24 protein-coding genes are annotated in these 22,125 nt (G+C 64.4%); 14 read left to right on the top strand and 10 right to left on the bottom strand.

Features of this window, described 5'->3' with window-relative positions; genetic code table 11:
• Nucleotides 1-690, bottom strand: coding sequence for a thiol:disulfide interchange protein TlpA (tlpA, locus tag A4R29_RS25700; RefSeq protein ID WP_063173150.1), 690 nt, complete (start codon nucleotides 688-690; stop codon nucleotides 1-3).
• Nucleotides 691-725: 35 nt separating this feature from the next.
• Here tlpA and argH point away from each other — a divergent pair, with 35 nt between their 5' ends.
• The 6 genes from argH (at nucleotide 726) to A4R29_RS25730 (ending at nucleotide 8,103) form a co-directional block, all read left to right on the top strand.
• On the top strand, nucleotides 726-2,126 hold the full coding sequence (gene argH / locus A4R29_RS25705) for an argininosuccinate lyase (protein WP_013529410.1): 1,401 nt from the start codon (nucleotides 726-728) through the stop codon (nucleotides 2,124-2,126).
• Nucleotides 2,127-2,277: 151 nt separating this feature from the next.
• Complete coding sequence (locus tag A4R29_RS25710; RefSeq protein WP_013529409.1) at nucleotides 2,278-2,484, top strand: lipoprotein; 207 nt, start codon at nucleotides 2,278-2,280, stop codon at nucleotides 2,482-2,484.
• Between the two features lie 62 nt (nucleotides 2,485-2,546).
• Complete coding sequence (gene lysA / locus A4R29_RS25715) at nucleotides 2,547-3,815, top strand: diaminopimelate decarboxylase (protein WP_013529408.1); 1,269 nt, start codon at nucleotides 2,547-2,549, stop codon at nucleotides 3,813-3,815.
• Nucleotides 3,816-3,854: 39 nt separating this feature from the next.
• Nucleotides 3,855-4,796: a threonine/serine dehydratase gene (locus tag A4R29_RS25720; protein ID WP_027162900.1), complete on the top strand. Its 942-nt coding sequence runs from the start codon at nucleotides 3,855-3,857 to the stop codon at nucleotides 4,794-4,796.
• A 237-nt stretch (nucleotides 4,797-5,033) separates the two neighbouring features.
• Nucleotides 5,034-7,619 (top strand): TIGR02302 family protein, encoded by a 2,586-nt coding sequence (locus A4R29_RS25725; protein WP_027162901.1) that lies wholly within the window; start codon nucleotides 5,034-5,036, stop codon nucleotides 7,617-7,619.
• A 112-nt stretch (nucleotides 7,620-7,731) separates the two neighbouring features.
• A complete protein-coding gene (locus A4R29_RS25730; RefSeq protein WP_027162902.1) occupies nucleotides 7,732-8,103 on the top strand; it encodes a glyoxalase superfamily protein in 372 nt (123 codons plus the stop codon).
• Here A4R29_RS25730 and A4R29_RS25735 read toward each other — a convergent pair.
• Nucleotides 8,082-8,963 (bottom strand): LysR family transcriptional regulator, encoded by an 882-nt coding sequence (locus tag A4R29_RS25735; RefSeq protein WP_024503767.1) that lies wholly within the window; start codon nucleotides 8,961-8,963, stop codon nucleotides 8,082-8,084. The genes A4R29_RS25730 and A4R29_RS25735 overlap by 22 nt on opposite strands.
• 222 nt (nucleotides 8,964-9,185) lie before the next feature.
• On the opposite strand from A4R29_RS25735, the gene A4R29_RS25740 reads away from it, so the two are divergent.
• Nucleotides 9,186-10,133 carry a DMT family transporter gene (locus A4R29_RS25740; protein WP_063173806.1) on the top strand — a complete coding sequence of 316 codons (948 nt, stop codon included), beginning with the start codon at nucleotides 9,186-9,188 and terminating at the stop codon, nucleotides 10,131-10,133.
• On the opposite strand, the gene A4R29_RS25745 is transcribed toward A4R29_RS25740, so the two are convergent.
• The 3 genes from A4R29_RS25745 to A4R29_RS25755 form a co-directional block, all read right to left on the bottom strand.
• Nucleotides 10,134-10,505 (bottom strand): response regulator, encoded by a 372-nt coding sequence (locus A4R29_RS25745; RefSeq protein ID WP_024503765.1) that lies wholly within the window; start codon nucleotides 10,503-10,505, stop codon nucleotides 10,134-10,136. It lies immediately after the preceding gene.
• Between the two features lie 74 nt (nucleotides 10,506-10,579).
• Nucleotides 10,580-11,122, bottom strand: a complete 543-nt coding sequence (hpt, locus tag A4R29_RS25750) for a hypoxanthine phosphoribosyltransferase (RefSeq protein ID WP_013529401.1) — start codon at nucleotides 11,120-11,122, stop codon at nucleotides 10,580-10,582.
• Nucleotides 11,123-11,304: 182 nt separating this feature from the next.
• A complete protein-coding gene (locus A4R29_RS25755; RefSeq protein WP_063173151.1) occupies nucleotides 11,305-11,949 on the bottom strand; it encodes a hypothetical protein in 645 nt (214 codons plus the stop codon).
• A gap of 192 nt (nucleotides 11,950-12,141) precedes the next feature.
• On the opposite strand from A4R29_RS25755, the gene ftsE reads away from it, so the two are divergent.
• The 3 genes from ftsE (at nucleotide 12,142) to A4R29_RS25770 (ending at nucleotide 14,648) form a co-directional block, all read left to right on the top strand.
• Nucleotides 12,142-12,801, top strand: coding sequence for a cell division ATP-binding protein FtsE (ftsE, locus tag A4R29_RS25760; RefSeq protein ID WP_010911739.1), 660 nt, complete (start codon nucleotides 12,142-12,144; stop codon nucleotides 12,799-12,801).
• Nucleotides 12,794-13,789: a cell division protein FtsX gene (locus A4R29_RS25765; RefSeq protein WP_063173152.1), complete on the top strand. Its 996-nt coding sequence runs from the start codon at nucleotides 12,794-12,796 to the stop codon at nucleotides 13,787-13,789. Before ftsE ends, A4R29_RS25765 begins: the two co-directional genes overlap by 8 nt.
• A 133-nt stretch (nucleotides 13,790-13,922) precedes the next feature.
• Nucleotides 13,923-14,648 (top strand): YdcF family protein, encoded by a 726-nt coding sequence (locus A4R29_RS25770; RefSeq protein WP_063173153.1) that lies wholly within the window; start codon nucleotides 13,923-13,925, stop codon nucleotides 14,646-14,648.
• Here the strand turns inward: A4R29_RS25770 and A4R29_RS25775 are convergent, their stop codons facing one another.
• A complete protein-coding gene (locus A4R29_RS25775; RefSeq protein WP_063173154.1) occupies nucleotides 14,649-15,281 on the bottom strand; it encodes a pyridoxamine 5'-phosphate oxidase family protein in 633 nt (210 codons plus the stop codon).
• 24 nt (nucleotides 15,282-15,305) lie between these two features.
• Complete coding sequence (locus A4R29_RS25780; RefSeq protein WP_063173155.1) at nucleotides 15,306-15,776, bottom strand: nuclear transport factor 2 family protein; 471 nt, start codon at nucleotides 15,774-15,776, stop codon at nucleotides 15,306-15,308.
• 119 nt (nucleotides 15,777-15,895) lie between these two features.
• Here A4R29_RS25780 and A4R29_RS25785 point away from each other — a divergent pair, with 119 nt between their 5' ends.
• Both A4R29_RS25785 and A4R29_RS25790 read left to right on the top strand, forming a co-directional pair.
• On the top strand, nucleotides 15,896-16,798 hold the full coding sequence (locus tag A4R29_RS25785) for a LysR family transcriptional regulator (RefSeq protein ID WP_063169094.1): 903 nt from the start codon (nucleotides 15,896-15,898) through the stop codon (nucleotides 16,796-16,798).
• 119 nt (nucleotides 16,799-16,917) lie between these two features.
• The gene (locus A4R29_RS25790; protein ID WP_013529394.1) at nucleotides 16,918-17,718 is read left to right on the top strand and encodes a lysophospholipid acyltransferase family protein; all 801 of its coding nucleotides are present in this window, start codon (nucleotides 16,918-16,920) and stop codon (nucleotides 17,716-17,718) included.
• Between the two features lie 25 nt (nucleotides 17,719-17,743).
• Here the strand turns inward: A4R29_RS25790 and A4R29_RS25795 are convergent, their stop codons facing one another.
• From A4R29_RS25795 to A4R29_RS25805, 3 genes are all read right to left on the bottom strand, one after another.
• Nucleotides 17,744-18,370, bottom strand: coding sequence for a LysE family translocator (locus A4R29_RS25795; protein WP_063173156.1), 627 nt, complete (start codon nucleotides 18,368-18,370; stop codon nucleotides 17,744-17,746).
• 90 nt (nucleotides 18,371-18,460) lie between these two features.
• Nucleotides 18,461-19,408: an aldo/keto reductase gene (locus A4R29_RS25800; protein ID WP_013529392.1), complete on the bottom strand. Its 948-nt coding sequence runs from the start codon at nucleotides 19,406-19,408 to the stop codon at nucleotides 18,461-18,463.
• Between the two features lie 120 nt (nucleotides 19,409-19,528).
• Nucleotides 19,529-20,050, bottom strand: a complete 522-nt coding sequence (locus A4R29_RS25805; RefSeq protein WP_013529391.1) for a gamma-glutamylcyclotransferase — start codon at nucleotides 20,048-20,050, stop codon at nucleotides 19,529-19,531.
• 142 nt (nucleotides 20,051-20,192) lie between these two features.
• On the opposite strand from A4R29_RS25805, the gene A4R29_RS25810 reads away from it, so the two are divergent.
• Together A4R29_RS25810 and A4R29_RS25815 are read left to right on the top strand one after the other, a co-directional pair.
• Complete coding sequence (locus A4R29_RS25810; RefSeq protein ID WP_063173157.1) at nucleotides 20,193-21,191, top strand: DUF2125 domain-containing protein; 999 nt, start codon at nucleotides 20,193-20,195, stop codon at nucleotides 21,189-21,191.
• Nucleotides 21,192-21,198: 7 nt separating this feature from the next.
• On the top strand, nucleotides 21,199-22,122 hold the full coding sequence (locus A4R29_RS25815) for a sugar kinase (RefSeq protein ID WP_063173158.1): 924 nt from the start codon (nucleotides 21,199-21,201) through the stop codon (nucleotides 22,120-22,122).
• Nucleotides 22,123-22,125 lie beyond the last annotated feature (3 nt).

Raw genomic sequence — 22,125 nt, forward strand, 5'->3', positions numbered from 1 at the left:
CTAGAGGCTCTCGGGCTTGAGTACCGTCTCGACCAGCCGCCTGGCGTCCGGCCCCGACCATTCGGCCGGGCCGTTCATATGGGCGATCAGGCAGCCCTCGCCGTCGACCAGCATGGTGACAGGAAGGCCTAGCGCCAGGCCGCGCTTCTTGAGGTCGTTGAACAGCGCCATCGTCGAATCCCGGTAATAGCCAAGCGTCGCGACGCCGGTATCGCTGAGGAACTTCTTCGGCTTCACATCGTCGCCGGCATCGACATTGACGGCGATCACTTGAAAGGCGTCGCTGCCCTTTTCCTTCTGCAGCGCATCGAGCGCCGGCATTTCGGCACGGCACGGCGCGCACCATGTCGCCCACAGATTGAGCAGCACCGTCTTGCCGGCATGATCGGCAATCGTCATCGGCTTGCCGTCCGGACCGTTGAAGGCAAGGCTCTTCAGGGATTGTGGCGGATCGGCCGGCAAAAGTGCCGCGACCTCACCGGTGGCCGAAGCCGCGACCTTCTTGGCGCGGTCGCTCTTGGCCGCGCAGGCCACGTCGTCCTTGCTCTCACCCACGGCAGCTTGTGCCGGTGCATTGTTGCCAGACCGGCTCTCGCTGACATATACCGCGACCGCGCCCGCCAGCGCGCCCGCCACCAAGGCGGCGAGGATCAGGCGCGGGGCCGGGAAGAATCTACTACCGTCTGCCATTTTCTCAAAACTGCTCCGAAGCACGGGTTATAGCCATGAGCGATAAGAAAACCAGCAACCAGATGTGGGGCGGACGTTTTGCCTCGGGTCCGGCCGCCATCATGGAAGCGATCAACGCGTCTATCTCCTTCGACCGCAAACTCTATGCGCAGGACATCAAAGGCTCGATCGCCCATAGCGAGATGCTGGCGCAAACGGGCATTATTTCGGCGGCCGATCAAGAAAAAATCGCTGACGGGCTGAACACGATCCTGAGAGAGATCGAGGCCGGCAGCTTCGAGTTCTCGACGCGGCTCGAAGACATCCACATGAACATCGAGGCGCGCCTTGCCGATCTGATCGGCCCGGCGGCCGGCCGCCTGCACACCGCCCGCTCGCGCAACGATCAGGTCGCGGTCGATTTGCGGCTCTGGGTCAAGGACGAGTGCTTTCGCGTCGCCGAGGCGTTGAAGGGGCTGATCAGGGCGTTGCTGGAGCGGGCCGAGGAGCATGCGGCGACCGTGATGCCGGGCTTCACCCATATGCAGGCGGCCCAGCCGGTGACCTTCGGCCATCACTGCATGGCCTATGTCGAGATGTTTTCGCGCGACCTGTCGCGTGTCCGCGATGCGATCGAACGCATGGACGAAAGCCCGCTCGGTGCCGCCGCACTTGCCGGCACCAGCTTCCCGATCGACCGCCACCGGACCGCCAAGGGGCTCGGCTTCCGCGAGCCGATGCGCAATTCGCTCGACAGCGTCTCGGATCGCGATTTCGCGCTCGAGTTCCTTGCCATGGCCGCGATCTGCGCCACGCATCTGTCGCGGCTGGCCGAAGAGATCATCATCTGGTCGACGCCGCAATTCGGCTTCGTCAGGCTGTCGGACTCGTTTTCCACCGGCTCGTCGATCATGCCGCAGAAGAAGAATCCCGATGCCGCCGAACTGGTGCGCGGCAAGACCGGCCGCGTCACCGGCCATCTGGTCGGCCTGCTGACGGTGATGAAGGGCATGCCTTTGACCTATGGCAAGGACATGCAGGAAGATAAGGAATCGGTATTCGACGCCGCCGAGACGCTCGACCTGATGCTGGCGGCGATGACCGGCATGGTCTCGGACATGACGGTCAACGCAGCCGCGATGAAGAAGGCCGCCGGCTCCGGCCACGCGACAGCAACCGACCTTGCTGACTGGCTGGTGCGCACGCTCGGCCTGCCGTTCCGAGAGGCGCATCATGTCACCGGCCGGGCGGTGGCGCTGGCCGAAGACAAGAAGGTGGGGCTGGAGAAGCTTTCGCTGGAGGATTTGCAGTCGATCGATCCCGGCATCACGGCCGACATATTCTCAGTGCTGGCGGTGCAGAACTCGGTCAAGAGCCGCACCAGTTTCGGCGGCACCGCGCCGTCGGAAGTGAGGAAGCAGATCCGCGCCTGGAAAAAGCGACTGGCGAAAGCGTAATGCCGGATGTTGCGCCAGCAATATCCCGGACATGCGACCAGCAATATCCGGACGTTGCGCCAGATATTGCGACGAGCAATATCTCGGGGTGCAATGCGCCGAGAACTCGGCTAAAAGCGGCGGCTGACAAACGTTTCGGACGGATGGATCGATGACCGGAAGCAGGATTTTGGTGACGCTGACGCTGCTGGTGGCGATCGCGGCCGTCTCGGCCTGCGGCAGGAGGGGCGGTCTCGACACGCCCTATGAGGCGGCCGTGCAGGCGCGCAAGGATGCCTCGAAGGCCCATCAGCCCGTGCCGCCGGAGCCAGAAAAACCGGTCAAGGACAAGAAGTTCATCCTCGACCCGCTGATCTAGGCCGACGAGAGCGGGGCCTTCCAACCCGATCTCATCTTGCCGCAACTTCCGGAATCACTCCCGTGAACCATTTCGACTACCGCGACGGCGTGCTCCATGCCGAGGACGTGGCGATACCAGATATCGCCGCACAGGTCGGCACGCCATTCTACTGCTACTCGACGGCCACCCTGACCAGGCACTACCGGGTGTTTGCCCAGTCCTTTGCCGGGCTCGACACGCTGGTCTGCTACGCCATGAAGGCCAATTCCAACCAGGCCGTCCTGCGGACGCTGGCGAAGCTCGGCGCCGGCGCCGACGTGGTTTCGGAAGGTGAATTGCGCCGGGCGCTGGCCGCCGGCATTCCGGCCGGCAAGATCCTGTTTTCGGGCGTCGGCAAGACTGCGCGCGAAATGGACTTTGCCCTTGCCGCCGGCATTCTCTGCTTCAACGTCGAGTCCGAGCCTGAACTTGAGCTGTTGTCGGCGCGAGCCGTTGCCCTTGGCAAGGTGGCGCCGATCTCGCTGCGCATCAATCCCGATGTCGACGCCAGGACCCACAAGAAGATCTCCACCGGCAAGGCCGAGAACAAATTCGGCATCCCGTGGCAGCGGGCGCGGCAGGTCTATGCCCGCGCGGCAACGCTTCCCGGCATCAGGATCACCGGCATCGACACCCATATCGGCAGCCAGATCACGGAGCTGCAGCCCTTCGACGACGCCTTCGCCCTGCTTGTCGATCTGGTCGGCGCGCTGCGGGCGGACGGCCATGCCATCGAGCATATCGACCTCGGCGGCGGCCTCGGCATCCCCTATCGCGTCGACAACAACCCGCCGCCGCTGCCCGATGCCTATGCCCAGATCGTCAGGAAGCATGTCACCAAGCTCGGGCTGAAGGTGATGTTCGAGCCGGGCCGGCTGATCGTAGGCAATGCCGGTATCCTCGTCTCGGAAGTGATCTTCGTAAAGGAAGGCGACGCCAAGAACTTCCTCGTCGTCGACGCCGCCATGAACGATCTCATCCGGCCGACGCTCTACGATGCCTTCCACGATATCCGTCCGGTCGTGCAGCCGCCGGCGGACACGCCGCGCATGATGGTCGACGTCGTCGGCCCGGTCTGCGAGACCGGCGATTATATCGGCCTGGACCGCGATCTGCCCAGGCTGAAGGCCGGCGACCTGATTGCCGTCTCCACCGCGGGCGCCTATGGCGCGGTGCAGGCCGGTACCTACAACACCCGCTTGCTGGTTCCGGAAGTGCTGGTCGACGGCGACCGGTTCCACGTCGTGCGCCCACGCCTGACCTATGACGACCTGATCGGGCTGGATTCCGTGCCCGACTGGCTTGCATAGAAGCGCCGGAAACACACCGACCCGTCACAGGGAGCAATCATGACGAACGGCATCACCGTCACACGCGAGCGCATTGCCGCGATGGAACCGCGCATCCGCCCCTATATCAGGCACACGCCGGTGCTGCGCGTCGACATGGCCGACTTCGATCGGCAGCCGCTGGCCGTCGACCTGAAGCTCGAATGCCTGCAGCATTCCGGCTCGTTCAAGGCGCGCGGCGCCTTCACCAACCTGCTGGAGCGTGCGGTCCCAAAGGCCGGTGTCGTCGCAGCATCGGGCGGCAACCATGGCGCGGCCGTCGCCTATGCCGCCATGCGGCTTGGCCACAAGGCGACCATCTTCGTTCCCGAAGTGAGCCCGGCGGCCAAGCTGGAACGGATCCGCTCCTATGGCGCCGAGCTGATCGTCGGCGGCGCCCGCTATGCCGAAGCGCTGGCCGCCAGCGAACGGTTCGCCGAGGAGACCGGCGCCTTGCAGATTCACGCCTTCAACCAGGAGGAAACGTTGGTCGGCCAGGGCACGCTTGGGCTCGAAATCGAGGCCGATTTGCCTCGGATCGACACGCTGCTGGTCGCTGTCGGCGGCGGCGGCCTGATCGGCGGCATCGCTGCCTGGTTCGCGGGCCGCATCCGCATCATCGCCGTCGAGCCGGAAGGAGCGCCGACGCTGCATCGCGCCTTCGAGGCCGGACACCCCGTCGATGCGCCGGCCGAGGGCATCGCCGCCGATTCGCTGGCGCCAAAGCGCGTCGGCGAAATGATGTTCCCGATCGCCGAGGCCTATGTCGAACGCTCGATCCTGGTCGGCGACGACGACATCGTCGCCGCGCAGAAGGCGCTGTGGAACCGAACCCGCATCATCTCCGAGCCGGGAGGTGCGGCCGCCTTTGCCGCGATCCTGTCGGGCCGCTATGCGCCGGCGCAGGGCGAACGGCTCGCCGTGCTGGTCTGCGGGGCGAATGCGGACCCCGCTACCTTCTAAAGGGCCTGCTGCCTTCTAAAGCGATGCAGGATGGAACTATAACGGTCCACTTCACGTTTTTTCGAACCGCCTCGCCTTTGCCGTGTTTGCTGGTATTCTTTGAGTCGTGAGGCGTCGGGCTATCTGCCCGCTCCACAGCATGATCCCGAAACATGGAATCCCTTTCGGAACAGATCATGCTCAAAGGGATAGGGCCGCATCCCGGTTTCGGGATGCCATAGGCTCAAGGAAGGGCCGATGACGCAACGACCCACCTTCAGCAGCGATCGCGGCCTCGCCGGGCGGCTGGCTTTGAGCAGGCTGGCCACGCGGGTCTCGATGGTGGTCGAGCGCGGCTGGCCGTTGCTGCTTCCCCTCGTCATCGTTGCCAGCCTGTTCCTCAGCATCTCCTGGCTCGGGCTATTCTCCCGGCTGCCGGATATGGCGCGCATCGGCCTGGTCGCTGCCTTTGCCATAGCAGCACTGGCCGCGCTTTATCCCCTGCGTTTCTTCCGCCTGCCGGGCGCCGGCGAAATCGACCGCCGCATCGAGGCAGCCAATCAACTGTTGCACAGCCCGGTGCTGGTGCAGACCGACCGGCCAAGCGGCCGGGAAAGCAGCTTCTCGCAGGCGCTATGGCGCGAACACCAGAAGCGCATGGCCGGAAAGCTCGACAACCTCGGCGCCGACCTGCCGCGCACGCGCGTGCCGGAGCGCGACCCTTGGGCCCTGCGCGCGGTAGCGGCCCTTTTGCTCGTTACCGCCTTCGCCTTCTCCTTCGGGCCGACGGGCGGCAGGATCAGCGACGGGTTCAATGCCCATGGCGCGCGCGATATCGTGCCGCCGCGCATCGACGCCTGGGTGACGCCGCCGTCCTACACCGGCAAGCCGCCGATCTTCCTGACGGCCGACGCCAACCAGGCCATCCCGACCTTTACGGTTCCCGAAGGCAGTGACGTTTCGCTGCGCGTGACGGGCGGCTCAGGCGAGGAAACGCTCGGCTACGCCGACAAGAATGGCAATTCCCGCGCCATCGACCCGGCTGCGCCGCAGGCCGCCGCCAAGCCGGCAAGCCCGGCGACGCCGTCCAAGGTGCGCCAGTTCACCAGCAAGCTGACCGGCGACGGCACGCTGACGCTGACGTCGGGCGAGGACCAGCTCGGCCGCTGGGCCTTCGCGGTCGTACCGGACAAGCCGCCGCAGATCCGCTTCGTCGGCGAGCCCAAGCGCGCCGCCAACGGCGCCTTCGAGCTCAACTACCAGATCGACGACGACTATGGCGCCGCCACCGCCAAGGCGGTGTTCGCGCTTGCCGATCCGCAGGCGCCGAATGCGCGTCCACTGTACGGTGCACCTGAAATGCCGCTGACGCTGCCGCGCCGCGGCGGCAAGTCGAACGCCGCCCGGACCTCGAAGGACCTGACCGAGCATGTCTGGGCCGGCAGCAGCATCAAGCTGACGCTGGTCGCCACCGACGATGCCGGGCACACCGCATCGAGCGAAACCAAGACGCTGCTGATGCCGGAGCGGCCTTTCGCCAATCCGCTGGCACGCGCCGTGATCGAACAGCGCCGCCTGCTGGCGCTCGACGCCAACGCCAAGCCGCGCGTGCTCGACCTGATGGACGCCATCACGCTGCGGCCGGAAGACACCTTCGACAACATGTCCCACTACCTGGCCATCATGAGCGCCCGCACCCGGCTGAAGATGGCCGACAGCGACGATCAATTGCGCAGCGAGGTCTCCTATCTCTGGGAAATCGCGCTCGGCATCGAGGAAGGCAATCTTTCGGCCGCCGAAAAGCGGCTGCGCCAGGCGCAACAGGCGCTGCAGGACGCCATCAAGAATGGCGCCAGCGACGCTGAAATCGAAAAGGCGATGAAGGAACTGCGCGAGGCGATGAACCAGTTCCTGCAGGAATTCGCGGAGCGCGCCAAGCAAAATCCCAACGCCCCGCAGATGCAGCAGAATGGCCAGGAACTGCGCCAGAGCGACATCGATCGCATGATGGACCAGATCGAGAACCTGGCGAAGTCCGGTGATCGCGACAAGGCCCAGCAATTGCTGTCGCAACTGCAGGACATGATGAACAATCTGCAGGCCGGCCGGCAGCAGCAAGGCGGCCAGCAGGACAGCGAGATGCGCCAGCAGATGGACAAGCTGGGCGAGATCCTGCGCCGTCAGCAGGAGATGATGAACGACACCTTCCGCATGGATCAGATGCAGCGCGGCGAGCGCCAGCGCGGGCAGAACCGTGACGAGCAGCTCGGCGAAGGCGGCCAGGATGAGGACAGACCCGGCGTCGGCGAAGACCGCGATCCGCTCGCCCGGCAAAAGCCGATGACGCCCCAGGAATTCGCCGATGCGCTGAAACAGCTGCAGCAGGGCCAGGGCCAGTTGCAGAGCGACCTCGAACAGCTGAAGAAGGGCCTCGAAGGCATGGGTATGGAGCCCAATGAAGGATTTGGCGAGGCCGGCAAGTCCATGGGCAATGCCGAACAGGCACTCGGCGAGGGCGAAGGCGATGCGGCCGTCGGCCATCAGGGCCGGGCGCTGGAAGCGCTGCGCAAGGGCGCCAAGGACATGATGAAGCAGATGCAGGCCATGCAGGGCGACCAGGGTGGCGGCGAGGAAGGCGGCCGCCAGCAGAACGCCGATCGCGATCCGCTCGGCCGGCCGCGCGCCAGCCAGGGTCCCGATTTCGGCGATTCGGTGAAGGTGCCCGACGAGATCGACGTGCAGCGCGCCCGCCAGATTCTGGAAGCGATCCGCAAGCGGCTCGGCAATGCGCTCAGCCCTGACATCGAACGCAGCTATCTGGAACGGCTGCTCGAGCTGAAATAGAGCAATTCCAGGAAATGTGTGAAGCGGTTTTCCGTCCGGAATTGCGAAAAAACAAGGGGATTGCCGCCCCCGTCCATCCCACCTGAAAACCCTCTCGCACGGTTGCACCACCATGCCCAGACTTGGCGCCGTCACACCCATCCTGCGCATCTTCGACATTGCCAAGGCGCGTGAATTCTATGTCGGCTTCCTCGACTTCAAGGTGCAGTGGGAACATCGCTTCGCCGACGACGCGCCGCTCTACATGGCGATCGGCCGCGACGGCTGCGTCCTGCATCTCAGCGAACATCATGGCGACGGTGCACCCGGCATCGCCGTGCGCATCGAGGTCGAGGACATCACGGCTCTTCATGGCGAGCTAACCGGCAAAAACTACCGCTTCGCCAGGCCAGGCGTGGAAGAGACGCCTTGGAAGACCCGCGAGGTATCGGTCGCCGATCCGTTCGGCAACAGGCTGCATTTCTACGAGGATGCCGCCGGCTGACTGAGCCTGTTGACGAAGGCTTCGCGGATCGCATCCTGCATGCCGTCGATCGCCTCGCCTGACGCGTTCGGGTTGCGGTGCATCACCACGTTCGAGGAATCGATGGCGCCGAATCCGTCCGCCGTGGTCAGTTCACGACAGCCGTCCGGAATGTTGCTGCGCGAGATCGGCGCGATCGCCAGTCCGGAGGTGACGGCGAGCTTGAGGCCGCCGGTGGTGTCGCTGGTATAGGCGACACGATAGGCAAGATCGCGCTGCTCCAACGATTTGATGGCGAAGTCCTTGCACCAGCCGGCCCGGTTGTAGAGCGCGATCGGCACCGGCTGTTCCTCATGCATGTGATGCAGGGACGATGTCACCCACACGGTCGGGTCGTGCATCAGCACTTCGCCGCCGGCGGGATCCTGCCATTCGAACACCACGCACAGATCCAGCTCGCCGGCAGCGAGCGCCGCCATCTGTGCCCCGGAATGGGCATAGCGCACGGTGACCTCGACCTGCGTATGACGCTTCGAGAAAGCGCCGAGCGCGCGCGACAGGATGGCGTGGCCATATTCCTCCGGAATGCCGATGCGCACCGGCCCGCCAAGCGGCGCTGCTGCCATCGATGCCGACGTCTCGTCGAGCAGCGAGACGATGCGGCGGGCGTTGACGATGAGTTCGCCGCCGCGCCGCGTCAACGCGACGCCGCGCGAACCGCGCTCGAACAGGCTGGCGCCGATCAGATCTTCGAGCTTCTTCATCTGCATCGACACCGCGGATTGGGTGCGGCCGGCCTGCTCCGCCGCCTTGGTGAAATTGCCGGTCTCGGCAATCGCCACGAAGGTGCGCAGGAGGTCGCTGTCGAGGGTCGGCCGCATGAAATCCGCCATAAGAGAATTTGATTGCTGGCATCATTCCAATTCGTTTGCAACATGTCAAACGGCGGATGATAGTCGCCTCACCCATTGGATATGCGGCTGCGAAATCAGCCGCGGACCAATCAAGAGTCCTCACTCGTGCCCGCTGCCCGAAACGGTGGCGGGTTCTTTTTACCCCGCAGGCGGCAGCTTCGGATCGTACGCGCAGGAGCCTGGATGCAGATGCAAAATCGGATGGTGGGCGGCATCCTGAGCCTGTGCCTCGGCGTGCTGGTCTTTTCGCTGCAGGATCCGCTCGTCAAAGCCGTGTCGAGCGGTTATCCAGTGACCGAGGTGATGGCGATCCGCTCGATCGTCGCTCTGCCGATCCTGATCGTTCTGGTGCATGCCGATGTCGGCTTGCGGGCGATCCTGTCGAAGCGATCCGGCATGCTGACGGTGCGCGCCTTCATCCAGTTCACCTCCTATACGATGTACTACCTGGCCATCGCCGCCTTGCCGCTTGCCGATGCGGTGGCGCTTTATTTCATGGCGCCGCTGTTCATCATGGTGCTGGCCGGGCCCTACCTTGGCGAGCGCGTCTCCTGGCAGACACTGGCAACCGTGCTGATCGGCTTGTTCGGCGTCCTCGTGATGCTGCGCCCCGGCGCAGGGCTGTTCGACTGGGCAGCGCTGCTGTCGCTGGGCTCGGCGGCGCTCTATGGTTTTTCGCAGCTGATGGCCCGCAAGATCGGCGACACCGAATCGTCCACCGTGATGGCCTTCTATCAGAACGGCGCCTATCTGGTTGGCGCCGCCGTGGTTGCCGGCGCGTTTCACCTTGCCGGCATAACCCACGCCGTCCACCCCAGCCTCGAATTCCTGGTACGGCCATGGCTTTGGCCGACGCTGCCGGATTTTCTAAAGATGGCCGCCTGCGGCTTCGTCGCCTCCGCCGGCATGATCCTGCTGTCGCAGGCTTACCGGATGGCGCCGGCCAACCGCGTTGCCACCTTCGAATATACCGGCATCCTGTGGTCGCCGCTGTGGGGTTTCCTGTTCTTCGCCGAGGTGCCGCGGTCGACGACCGTGATCGGTGCCGCCTTGATCATCGGCGCCGGCCTGCTGGCGCTCAGCACCGAACGGCGCAAGAGTACTCCACCTGTGCTCGCTGCCGCCGACCCAGCCTGATCAGGCGAAGCAGATCAGCGCCCGTTCGACACGCGAGCGGATTTCAGCCAGCGTGAAGGGCTTCTGCACGACATCGAGGATGATGCCGTTCAATTCCTCGGCGCGCTCGCGCTGGTCGGCATAGCCGGTCATCAGCACGATCTTGATGGCGGGAAACAATGCTGCCGCCGCTATCGCCATCTCGATGCCGTCCATCTCCGGCATGCGGATATCGGAGACGACGAGATCATAGCCGCCACGCGCGGCCTGGATCAGCGCAAGCCCCTGCGCGCCATCCGCCGCGATATCGATTGTGTGCCCGGCGCGTTCAAGCGCGCGGGCGGCCAGGGTGCGGACGGACTCATCGTCCTCGACGATCAGAAGCTTTGCCATGGCCGGCATATTTGGCCGCCAAAAGTTGACTTTTCCTGAAAGCGCTGAGGATCAGCAAACCTTTTTGCTGCCGCTCAGGCATCCCCTTTGACGACACCGACAAAGGGCAACTCGCGAAAGGCATGGGCTACATCCATGCCGTAGCCGACGACGAAATAGTCGGGGCAGTCGAAGCCGACATAATCGGCATTGAGTTCGGTCTGGCGGCGCATGCGCTTGTCGAGCAGCACGGCGATCGAACAGCTCTTGGCGCCCCGCGACAGCATCAGCTCCCGGGTGAAGCTCAGCGTCTTGCCCGATTCGAGAATGTCGTCGATCAGCAGCACGTCGCGGCCAGCGACCTCATTGTCGATGTCGCGCAGCACCCTCACCTCACCGCTGCTGGTGCCGGCGCCATAGCTGGAGATGAAGATGAATTCGACCTCCGGCGACAGGCCGACATCGTGCATGGCGCGGATGAGATCTGCGGCGAAGATGAACGACCCCTTCAGCACCGAGATCACCAGGAGGTCATGGTAGTCGTGTCCGGCAATCTCCTTGGCGAGTTCGAGATTGCGCCGCGCGATCGCCGATGCAGAAAACAGGACTTCGATGTCCTTGCCGCGTACAATTGGCATCTTTCGCCCCGCTGATTTTCTTGCCTAAACGCGTTCACGCCCAGCATGTGTTGAGATTCAGGTCAGGCTGAGTCGAAAACGGTGGTTTCCGAGAACCGGAGCGGAGCGTACTGAAGTACGTGAGCACCGGAAGCGCAGGAAACCGCCGTTTGCGGCCAGTCTCACCTGAATATCAGCACACGCTATTCGGCGAAGGTGACCGATACAGTTCTTACACCGTTTCTAGGCACGTCGAGCCGGCTGGCAAAGCCGAATCTTTCGCCAGAGGCCAGCGAACGGCCGGATGTCCCCAACGTATAGCGGGTGATGTGCCCGTCATTGCCGGTCACCCGGATTTCAAGCGGCGGCAGCTGCGCCGGTTTGGCGCCGTCATTGGCGGCCTCGCCATCGACGAACAGCGCAGGGTTCGGTCCGGAAGCATCGACGCGTGACGTGACGCCCGAAATGCTGAGCGCCGACGCTTGCGCGCTGGACAGGAACGGCACCTGGCGCACCAGCGCGTGCCCGCCCGAAACCCAGAAGGCGGCCAAGGCAGCGCCGATGCCGGCGATCCAGAAGATCGGCCCGCCGCGCGAGGCTGGCGGCCGCTCCGGCGGGGCTTCGGGCTTGCGCAGCATGTCCATGCCTTCGATAGATGGCATGACGATCGCACGCGGCAGCGGCGAAACGCTTTCCACGGCAGGTGCAAGGCGCGGCATCACCACGTAATCGGCATCGACGATGTCGGCGGCCGAACCGCGCATGAACCGGTCCGCCGCGGCAATTGCCGCCGGATCGGTCATGATTTCGCCGGAAACCGGGCGCGCGGTTCGATCGTCAGCCATCATGGCCCCAGCATTGCAGCACGTGTTCGCTTTTCGTTTCTTTTGCGTAAACACAAATGGTTAACGCTTCCCCACCGGAGCCCTCGTGACGAGTCGAAAGAGCCTAGGAATTAACCGCCGGTTAACCATGCCGGCCGATGGTCTTTACCCAGAACAGGCCGGCTCGCTGCCGTGCCGAATTTCAGGTCGTCGAAATTGATTCGCTTCGAAAATGTCGGCCTCCGCTATGGCATGGGTCCGGAAATCCTCCGCGACATCTCCCTGCACATTCCGGAGCGCTCCTTCCAATTCCTCAGCGGGCCTTCGGGCGCCGGCAAGACGACCTTGCTGCGCCTGCTGTTCATGTCGCTGAAGCCGACGCGCGGGCTGATCACCATCTTCGGCAAGGATCGCTCCCGCATTTCCCGCACCGAGCTGCCGCATCTCAGACGCCGGATCGGCGTGGTGTTCCAGGATTTTCGCCTGCTCGACCACATGACCACCTATGAGAACGTCGCGCTGCCGCTGCGCGTGCGCGGGCGCGAGGAGGCGAGCTACCGCACCGATGTCACCGAGCTGTTGAAGTGGGTCGGGCTGGGCGAACGCATGCATGTGCTGCCGCCGGTTCTGTCCGGTGGCGAGAAGCAGCGCGCCGCGATCGCGCGGGCGCTGATCGAGCAGCCGGAAATCCTGCTCGCCGACGAACCGACCGGCAATGTCGATCCGCCACTGGCGCGACGCCTGCTGCGGCTGTTCATCGAACTCAACCGTCTCGGCACCGCCGTGGTGATCGCCACCCACGACCTCGGCTTGATGGAGCAGGTCGACGCGCGCCGCATGATCCTGGCCGGGGGAAGGCTGGATATCTATGACTGAACTGTCCGCCGAACATTTTGTGGAAAGGGAGCAGGACGCCGAGGCGACCGAAGCAAAGCCGCGCGCCCAGCGCAGGATGGCGCCGATCGTGCCGGCGCAGAACATCGCCGGCCGGGCGCTGGTGCTGGTCATCGCCATCATGACCTTCCTGTCCTGCCTGACTTTCGGCGCGGTGACGCTGGTGCGCGACACAGCGTCCGTCTGGGAAAACCAGATTTCACGCGAGGCAACGATCCAGATCAAGCCGGTCGACGGCCTCGACATGGAAACGGCCCTTACCCAGGCCTCGCAGATCGCCGGCGAATTCCCCGGCGTCAAGGCGACCCGGATCATCGACCGCGAGGCGACCGCGCGGCTCCTTGAGCCCTGGCTGGGCTCGGGCCTCAACATCGACGAATTGCCGGTGCCGCGACTGATCATCGTCACCATCGACGAGAACAGCCCGCCCGATTTCGCCGCCATACGCGCCGCGATCACCCCGAAACTGCCGAGCGCATCGCTCGACGATCACCGCACCTGGGTCGACCGGCTGGTGGCGATGGCCCGCACCACGGTGACCATCGGCATCGCCGTGCTGGCGCTGATGCTGTCGGCGACGGTGCTGACGGTGGTGTTCGCGACGCGCGGCGCCATGGCCGGCAACGGTCACATCATCGAGGTGCTGCATTTCGTCGGCGCCGAGGCACGCTTTATCGCGCGCGAATTCCGCCGGCATTTCCTGGTCACCGGCATGAAGGGAGCGGCGGCCGGCGGTGCTGCGGCAGTGCTCGTGTTCATCGTCTTTTCCTGGTGGTCGTCGCGCAATATGGCGACGCCGCAGGCCGACCAGGCGACCGCCCTGTTCGGCAATTTCGCCATCGGTTCGGCAGGCTATCTCGGTGTCGTCTTGATGGTGCTGGTGATCGGCGGACTGACGGCGGCAACCTCGCACGCCACCGTCGTTGCCTATCTCAGCGACATCGATGTCCGCCAACCGGATGCAGGCTAATTCATGTCGCCCAAAAGTGGGAACCGGTTTTGGGACAACGACATGGATAAAACAGGGTGATCACGAATAGAGAATTCGCGTAACGCAAAGTGCGTCTTTTACCTACCCAAGGCCGCATTTCAGGATTAACCATATGGCGATGGACGCGCGGGATTCGACCGGTACGGCTGGGCAGATGCCAGTGGTGGTTGCACGTTCGCATGACCGCTGCGCTGTGAGCCGTCTAAGAGCCACGTTGCGCCTGTCCGCCCTCTCCGTCCTCATCCTCGCAACTTTGTTTGCCGGCGGTTTCGGTTGGTTCGCCAACAAGGTCAGTCACCTGACGACGCCCGCCAATCCGGCCAGGGCAGACGCGATCATCGTCTTGACCGGCGGCCAGTCCCGCCTCGATGCCGCGATGGATCTGCTGGCGTCCGGCAAGGGCGAACGGCTGCTGATCAGCGGCGTGCATCCTTCGGCCAGCCGTCGCCAGCTGCAGGCGGCAACCGGCGGCGACAAGAATCTGTTCTCCTGTTGCGTCGACATCGACCGCGCCGCGCTCGACACGATCGGCAATGCCGAGGAAAGCGCCAAATGGGTCGAGAGCCACGCCTATGGCACGGTGATCCTCGTCACCAACAATTATCATATGCCGCGCAGCCTGCTGGAAATGGGCAGGCTGCTGCATGGCGCCAAGCTCGAGCCCTATCCGGTGGTCAATTCCAACCTCGACAATGGCGGCTGGCTGACGAAGCCGCGGGCATTGCGCGTGCTGTTCACCGAATACAACAAATATCTGCTTGCGCTGGCGCGCGGCATCGTGCCTGTCAAGCCGACGCCCAACGGCATCGCGCTGGCCGAAACCGCGGCCGGCGGCTGATTATTCCCCTGCGGCCGCGCCCGAATTTCCCCTGAGCCGTGCGATCTCCTGCTCAAGGCGTTCGATGCGCTTGTCCCGCTCGCCGAGTGCCGCCGCGACGTCGGCTGCCTCGAACCGTTGCGGGATATGCTGCGGGCAATTGGCATCCCAGGCCGAGACCGTGAACAGGACGACCTGCTCGGGGCGCGCTCTGTAGTCTTGCGGCATCAGCTTCGCCATCAGTTCGGCATCGTTCTCGACGACGCGCGCGGTGCCCCAGAGCTTGATGCGCTGGCGGTGCATATAGTCGATCAGGAACAGGAACGCCCTTGGATTGTCGGCCAGATTGCCCTGCGTGATGAACTGCCGGTTGCCGGAAAAATCCGCGAAGCCGATCGTATGTTCATCCAGCACCTTGAGGAAGCCGGCCGGCCCGCCGCGATGCTGGACATAGGGCTGCCCCTCGCGGTTGGCGGTCGACAGGAAGACGCTGGTCTGCATTTCGATGAAGGCGGCAAGATCCGGGGTGATGCCGGCCTGCCAGCCGCCACGCTCCTCGACGCGGGCGTAGGACTGACGTGAGCCCTTGCGGGCCTGGATCGCCTTGACGGTCGGCGTGAAGGCGACGTCGCAGGTGACAGCATGCGCGTTCATGGAAAGCTTCCTTGCGGCAAGATGCTAAAGTCCGAGCTCCGACAGTGTCGGGTGGTCGTCCGGCCGCCGGCCGAGCGGCCAGTGATACTTACGATCGGCCTCGCCGATCGGCAGGTCGTTGATGCTGGCGATGCGCAGACGCATCAGCCCGTGTTCGTCGAATTCCCAGTTCTCGTTGCCGTAGCTGCGGAACCATGAACCGCTGTCGTCGCGCCATTCGTAGGCGAAACGCACGGCGATGCGGTTGCCGTGGAAGGCCCAGACCTCCTTGATCAGCCGGTAGTCGAGCTCACGGCTCCATTTGCGCGTCAGGAAGGCCTGGATGGCGTCGCGGCCTTGCATGAATTCGGCGCGGTTGCGCCAGCGGCTGTCCTTTGTATAGGCGAGCGCGACCCGCGCTGGATCGCGTGAATTCCAGGCATCCTCGGCCATGCGCGCCTTCTGCGCTGCGGTCTCGGCGGTAAACGGCGGCAGCGGCGGGCGGGCTTCGGACATGGCAACTCCTGTGCGAGGCCATGCTGCAGGCAGGGCCGACGGACTGGAATATAAGCCTTCCATCATTCAAAGGCAGGTGGCATATTCGTAACTTGTCCTTCCATTTTTCGGAAGAAGCTATGGATCGTCTCGAGGCCATGTCGCTCTTTGTCGCCGCGGTGGACGCCGGCAGCCTTTCCGCGGCCAGCCGCCGTTTTGGCATTCCGCTGGCGACGGTCAGCCGCAAGATTTCCGATCTCGAGCGCCATCTGAACACACGCCTCCTGAATCGTTCGACGCGACGGCTGACACCGACCGATGCCGGCCAGGCCTATCTTGCCGCCTGCCGCCGCATCCTGGACGACGTCGGCGAGGCCGAACGCACGGCCGCCGGCGAATACAGTGTTCCGACCGGCGAACTGGCCATCACCGCGCCGGTCGTCTTTGGCCGCCTGCACGTGCTGCCGGTCGTCACCGGCTTTCTCGCCGCCTATCCCGACGTGGACATCCGCCTGACATTGGCCGATCGCATAACCCAGTTGGTCGAGGACCATTTCGATCTCGCCATCCGCATCGGCCGATTGCCCGATTCGAGCCTAGTCGCCATCGGCGTCGGCGCGATCCGCCGCGTCGTCTGCGCCAGCCCGGCCTATCTGGCCGAACACGGCACGCCAACGACCCCGGAGGATCTGGAAACACACGATTGCATCACCTTCGAGGGGCTCGCCTCCGCCGCCAGTTGGAGCTTCATCAAGGGCAAGGCCGAAATCCCGGTTCGGGTCCGCTCACGGCTTCAGGTCAACACCGCCGAAGCGGCCATCGATGCCGCGATTGCCGGCGTCGGGCTGACGCGTGTGCTTTCCTACCAGATCGAAGCCGCGCTGCGGTCCGGCGCGCTGCGCGTCCTGCTGCAGGAATTCGAGCCGGCGCCATGGCCGGTAAGCCTGGTGCATGCGGGCCATGGCCTGCTGCCGGTCAAGCTGCGCGCCTTCCTCGATTTTGCCGCTCCGCGCCTGAAGGCGCGGCTGGCGCGGCTGATGTAGCGGAACCAGGCCAACCCATCGGTGGCCGTTCTTCGTCGCCACCCAAAGCGCCCTGCGGCCATTTCCTTTTTTCCCGCGCTTGGTGTAACCAACGCTCACCTCCTCACCGGGCTCCCCCAATGCTCTACATCAGATCGCTGACGTTCAATTTCGTCTTCTACGTCAACCTGATCGTCCAGATGATCCTCTGGACCCCCTACTATTTCCTGTCGCCCCGGCACCGCGCCTGGTTCGTGCCGAAATTCTGGTCGCGCACCTCGATGTGGCTTTACGAGAAGATCGCCGGAACGAAGAACGAGATCACCGGCCGGGAAAACCTGCCCGAAGGCTCCTTCATCCTGGCACCAAAGCACCAGTCGTTCTGGGACGCGATCGCCTTCTTCCCCTTCCTTCAGGACCCGCTCTACATCCTCAAGCGCGAGCTGACCTGGATCCCGTTCTTCGGCTGGTACATCATGAAGATGCGCATGATCCCGGTTCATCGCGGCAGCCGTTCGAAAGCACTGAAGGCCGTGGTCGCCGCGACCAAGGAAGAGATGGCGCGCAATCCCCGCCAGCTCATCATCTACCCCGAAGGGACAAGACGCGCGCCGGGCGACGAACCGGCCTACAAATACGGCATCGTCGAAATCTACACGCAGCTTGGTGTTCCGGTGGTGCCGGTTGCCCATGTCGCCGGCCTCTATTGGCCGCGCCGCAAATTCCTGCGCTATCCCGGCACCATCAAGGCGCGTTTCCTGCCGCCGATCCCACCGGGACTGAGCAAGGACGAATTCATGGCCCGGCTGATCGGCGAGACCGAAGCTGCCTGCGACCAGTTCCTGATGGATGCGGCGCGCGGCCCGAACCCGCCTGCCTTGCCGCCGACAGCGGTGAAAAGGCTGCAAGAGCTGGACAACGCCGCAAGAACCAAAGTCTGAACCGGAAGTCTCCGGCCGGCAGTTCTCAGCCGAACACCGCCAGCGCGGTGGTCAACGCCAGCGTCGCGGCAAAGACCAGGTTGATGATCCGCGAGGCCGCCGGCCGGCGCAGGAAGCGCGCGAACCCAGCCCCCGCGACAAGCCACAGAGCGTGGATGGCAACGATCATCGGGGCGAGAACCGCCAGCTTCAGCCATAGACCAGGCTCAGTGGCGCCCTGTTTGGACGAAGCACCGGCGAACACGGCGGCGATCGCCACATAGGCCTTTGGATTGGCGACCGCGAGAAGAAATCCAGCCAGCCATGTGGGACGCGAAGTCTCGGCGGCGCGGGCGGCCAGCGGCGGCGCCGTAGCGATCTTGAAGGCGAGATAGAGGATGTAGGCCGCGGAGGCCAAAGCCAGCAACGGCGCCAGCTTCGGCATCGAGGTGAGCACTGCCATGACCCCGGTCGCGACAACCAAAAGCACGGCGATCGTGCCCAGGATGATTCCCCAGGCATAGCCCAGGGAATGGCGCAAACCGAAGGCGGCACCAACGGCGGTGACGCTTATCGTTGCCGGCCCCGGGCTGCCCATGACGACGGCTGAGGCAAGCACGAGCGCGCACAACTGGCGCCAAAGATCCGGCTGCAAAAGAAGCGGCTCAGTCATCTCACCCTCTGTCTTGCCCCGTGCGAAGGAGGCTATGGCAAGACAAGAGGGTCGTCTTGGACGTTCGTGCGAGGAGCGGCCGCCGAAACTTCAGTCGCTCGCTTTGTCGAGTTCGGCCATGTCGGCGGCGCTCAGCTTCAGCGACGCCGCCTTGATCAGGCTGTCCATCTGCTCGGGCTTGGTGGCGCTGGCGATCGGCGCGGTGACGCCCGGCCGAGCGATCACCCAGGCAAGCGCGACTTCCGCCTGCTTGGCCGAATGCCTTGATGACACCGCGTCGAGTGCCGCAAGGATGCGCATGCCGCGCGCATTGAGATAGTCCTTCACGCCGCCGCCACGCGGGCTTTGGCCGAGATCGGCCTCGCTGCGGTATTTGCCGCTGAGGAAACCTTTGGCCAGGCTGAAATAGGTGATGACGCCGATGTCCTCGGCCACGCACAGATCGCGCAACGGCCCGTCAAAGGATGAGCGATCGTAAAGATTGTATTCCGGCTGCAGCACCTCGTAGCGCGGCAGACTGCGCAGGCTCGCCACATCGAGTGCCGCACGCAACTGGCCGGCGTCGAGGTTAGAGCACCCGGCATAGCGAATCTTGCCCTTGGCGAGCAGCTTCTCGTAGGCGCCAAGCGTTTCCTCATAGGGCGTCGCAGGATCCGGCCAATGCGACAGATAGAGATCGATGAATTCGGTCTGCAGCCGCTTCAACGATGCGTCGACGGCCTTTTCGATGTAGGCGGCGGACAGGTCCTTGTGCCCCTGTCCCATATCCGAACCGACCTTGGTGATCACCACGACCTTGTCGCGATTGCCACGGTCTTTCATCCATTTACCGATGATGGTTTCCGATTCACCGCCCTTGTGGCCTGGAACCCAGCGCGAATAGGCGTCCGCCGTATCGATGGCGTTGAGGCCGGCGCCGACGAAGCGGTCGAGCAGGTCGAACGAGGTTTTCTCGTCGGCAGTCCAGCCGAAGACGTTGCCGCCCAGAACCAGCGGCGCGATGGACAAGTCGGTGCGACCGAGACGACGTTTCTGCAAGGCGGATCTCCGGGATGATTGGGCGGGCAACTGGCGCCCGCGGGCTGAGGGTTGGAGCCTAACCTAGGTCTTGCCTGAACGAGGTCAAAGGCCTGGCGGCCTTTTTCCGCAGAGCCAGCTTCACAAAGGCGCGACCTGCAGCGCCACCTCTTCCAGCCAATGATCGCGAATGCCCAGCGCCTCGAGATGCTCCAGCGTGCTCAGCACATAGTCCTCGTTGTTGCCGGACTGGCCGACCGCACCGCGCACCACGGCCGCCGCATCTGCAGCGTCGAGCGCTCCGGCATATTGCTCGTGCTGGCGGTCGACAATGTAAACCACCGCGTCGACCGTACCGCCGCCGTCGAGGCGAACCTTGAGCAGACGCTCCAGATAGACATTGGTGACCAGCTCGCGCTCGCGCAGATAGGCCATAACCTCGTCGCGCAAGTCGCCGGGGACGCGGAATGCGAGGCCGACGCAGGACCCGCCACGATCGAGGCCGAGCACCAGCCCCGGCCGCTCGCGCGTGCCGCGATGCACGAAGGAATAGACGCACAGCGAGCGCCGGTAGCCATGCAGGCGGGCACGCTGTGTTTCGACATGCGCGAATCCCGGCCGCCAGATCAGCGAGCCATAGCCAAACACCCAAAAATCGCCCATATCGCCGCGCCTGATTGCAAAAGATGCCAACACCGCACCCGGACCGGTGTTTTTTCCGCCCGTCCCGTCTAACTATTCGTCTGTCCACCTGGCGGAATCGACTACCCGTCCGCAATACCCATGCGTTAACGAGAGCCAAAGCATGACGTCAAGTGACGAACGCCAGCCGAACAAACGTCGCCGCCTGATCTGGCTTGCAGCATTCATCGTCGTGCTGTTCGCCCTCTACAGCGGCGGCTGGTTCTATCTGGCTGACCGCGTCAGGAGCGAGGCCGACAAGGCGGTTGCCACGCTCAACAAGAATGGCGTCCAGGCCGGCTGCGCCAATCTCCAGGTCAGCGGCTATCCCTTGAGCTTTACCGTCTCCTGCGACAACCTCGCCTATGAGGACGATGCCAAGAACATTGCGGCCTCGGCCGGCAGTTTCAACGCAGCCGCCCAGATCATCCAGCCTCTGTCGCCGGTTGCCAATCTGCGCGGCCCGCTCAGGACCTCCGTGCCGGACATGGTGCCGCTGTGGATCGACTGGGACAATCTGCAGGCCAATTTCAAATTGTGGTGGCCGCTGCCGCGGCGGATTTCGCTGGAGGCAGAGGGCCTTTCCGGCCAGACCGATCCGGCCGACGATACCGATCCGGTGCAACTGTTCAGTGCCGGCAAGGCATCAGGTCAGTTGCAGCCCAACGGCGAGGATATCGACTATCTCGGCAGTTTCGGCGATCTCGAGGTCGACCCCGACGCAATTGGAGGGCGCGTGCTTCCGGCGCTCGATGCCAGCGGCGACGTGACATTGAAGAACGGCGTCGCACTGATCGGCACGCGGGTGAAGAGCCTTCGTGGCCAGGCGATCGAAATCCGCAACCTTGACCTGTCGTCGGGGACGGCGCGCATCACCGTTTCGGGACCGCTCTCGGTCGATGCCGAGGGCCTGGTCAACGCCGACCTGATGATCAGGTTGAAGGACCCGAAGGCGGTGGCGGCCATCCTCGGCACCGCCATACCCGAGCAGAAAAGCCAGATCGAGCAGGGTTTTTCTGCCCTGGCGGTGCTCGGCAACGAACCGTCCATGCCGCTGAAGGTGGTCAGGGGCAAGGCCTCGCTCGGCTTCATTCCGCTGGGCAAGATCAAGCCGGTCGAATAGCTCAGCCATGGCAAAACCCGTGAAGCTGCTGAGCGTTGGCGCTTTGACGCTGGACACCATCCTGCACGTCGAGACGCTGCCCATGCATCAGGGCAAGTTCATGGCCTCCGACGGCGTCCAGATCGCCTCGGGCATGGCCACCAGCGCCGCCTGCGCCGCCCATCGCCTGGGCGCCGAGGTATCGCTGTGGGCGAGTGCCGGCGACGATGCCGTCGCCGACCAGCTCATCGCCGGCATAGAGGCCGAAGGCGTCGATTGCACCTTCGTGCGGCGCGTCAGAGGTGCCCGCTCGGCGCTGGCCTCGATCCTGGTCGACGCGCATGGCGAGCGCATCATCGTGCCGTTCTATGACAGGCTTGCCCAGGCCGATCCCGACGTCCTGCCGGTCGCCGACCTCATGGCATTCGATGCCGTTCTGGTCGATGTCCGCTGGCCGGGTGCGGCGGCACTCGCCCTGAAGGCGGCGCGCGCCATCGGCCGTCCGGCGATCCTCGATGCCGACACCGCGCCGCTGGAGGTCCTTGAGCAGTTGTTGCCGCTCGCTACGCACATCATCGCTTCGGAGCCGGCAGCGCGCATCGTCTGCGGCCAGGCGCTCGATCCGGAAACGGCTTGCGCCGATCTCGCCAGCCGCAGCGACGCTTTTGTCGCAGTGACAGGCGGCGCGGCGGGCAGTTGGTGGCACGACCGTCGCGCTGGCTGCGTGCGCCATGTCGCGGCGCCGAAAATCAAGGCGGTCGACACGCTCGCCGCCGGCGATGTCTTTCACGGCGCCTTCGCCGTCGGGCTGGCGGAAGCCATGCCGGTCGAGCAGGCTTTGCGGTTTGCCAGTGCGGCCGCGGCGCTCAAATGCCTGCGCTTCGGCGGCAGACTTGGCGCGCCGAACCGAGCCGAGACGCTGGCCATGGTTGCGCAGACCTGGCCTGCCTGAGAC

The organism is Mesorhizobium ciceri biovar biserrulae, from assembly GCF_001618845.1.
In the GTDB taxonomy this organism is placed as follows: Bacteria; Pseudomonadota; Alphaproteobacteria; order Rhizobiales; family Rhizobiaceae; genus Mesorhizobium; species Mesorhizobium ciceri.

Bases quoted from the DNA above. Each gene is read 5' to 3' on its own strand.
- argH (WP_013529410.1), top strand. From the start codon at position 726: ATGAGCGATAAGAAAACCAGCAACCAGATGTGGGGCGGACGTTTTGCC.
- A4R29_RS25785 (WP_063169094.1), top strand. From the start codon at position 15,896: ATGGATCGTCTCGAGGCCATGTCGCTCTTTGTCGCCGCGGTGGACGCC.
- A4R29_RS25745 (WP_024503765.1), bottom strand. From the start codon at position 10,505: ATGGCAAAGCTTCTGATCGTCGAGGACGATGAGTCCGTCCGCACCCTG.
- A4R29_RS25780 (WP_063173155.1), bottom strand. From the start codon at position 15,776: ATGTCCGAAGCCCGCCCGCCGCTGCCGCCGTTTACCGCCGAGACCGCA.
- A4R29_RS25735 (WP_024503767.1), bottom strand. From the start codon at position 8,963: ATGCGGCCGACCCTCGACAGCGACCTCCTGCGCACCTTCGTGGCGATT.
- A4R29_RS25720 (WP_027162900.1), top strand. From the start codon at position 3,855: ATGACGAACGGCATCACCGTCACACGCGAGCGCATTGCCGCGATGGAA.
- A4R29_RS25710 (WP_013529409.1), top strand. From the start codon at position 2,278: ATGACCGGAAGCAGGATTTTGGTGACGCTGACGCTGCTGGTGGCGATC.
- A4R29_RS25730 (WP_027162902.1), top strand. From the start codon at position 7,732: ATGCCCAGACTTGGCGCCGTCACACCCATCCTGCGCATCTTCGACATT.
- tlpA (WP_063173150.1), bottom strand. From the start codon at position 690: ATGGCAGACGGTAGTAGATTCTTCCCGGCCCCGCGCCTGATCCTCGCC.
- A4R29_RS25755 (WP_063173151.1), bottom strand. From the start codon at position 11,949: ATGATGGCTGACGATCGAACCGCGCGCCCGGTTTCCGGCGAAATCATG.
- A4R29_RS25810 (WP_063173157.1), top strand. From the start codon at position 20,193: ATGACGTCAAGTGACGAACGCCAGCCGAACAAACGTCGCCGCCTGATC.
- A4R29_RS25790 (WP_013529394.1), top strand. From the start codon at position 16,918: ATGCTCTACATCAGATCGCTGACGTTCAATTTCGTCTTCTACGTCAAC.
- A4R29_RS25805 (WP_013529391.1), bottom strand. From the start codon at position 20,050: ATGGGCGATTTTTGGGTGTTTGGCTATGGCTCGCTGATCTGGCGGCCG.
- A4R29_RS25815 (WP_063173158.1), top strand. From the start codon at position 21,199: ATGGCAAAACCCGTGAAGCTGCTGAGCGTTGGCGCTTTGACGCTGGAC.
- A4R29_RS25770 (WP_063173153.1), top strand. From the start codon at position 13,923: ATGGCGATGGACGCGCGGGATTCGACCGGTACGGCTGGGCAGATGCCA.
- A4R29_RS25725 (WP_027162901.1), top strand. From the start codon at position 5,034: ATGACGCAACGACCCACCTTCAGCAGCGATCGCGGCCTCGCCGGGCGG.
- A4R29_RS25775 (WP_063173154.1), bottom strand. From the start codon at position 15,281: ATGAACGCGCATGCTGTCACCTGCGACGTCGCCTTCACGCCGACCGTC.
- hpt (WP_013529401.1), bottom strand. From the start codon at position 11,122: ATGCCAATTGTACGCGGCAAGGACATCGAAGTCCTGTTTTCTGCATCG.
- A4R29_RS25740 (WP_063173806.1), top strand. From the start codon at position 9,186: ATGCAAAATCGGATGGTGGGCGGCATCCTGAGCCTGTGCCTCGGCGTG.
- A4R29_RS25765 (WP_063173152.1), top strand. From the start codon at position 12,794: ATGACTGAACTGTCCGCCGAACATTTTGTGGAAAGGGAGCAGGACGCC.
- A4R29_RS25795 (WP_063173156.1), bottom strand. From the start codon at position 18,370: ATGACTGAGCCGCTTCTTTTGCAGCCGGATCTTTGGCGCCAGTTGTGC.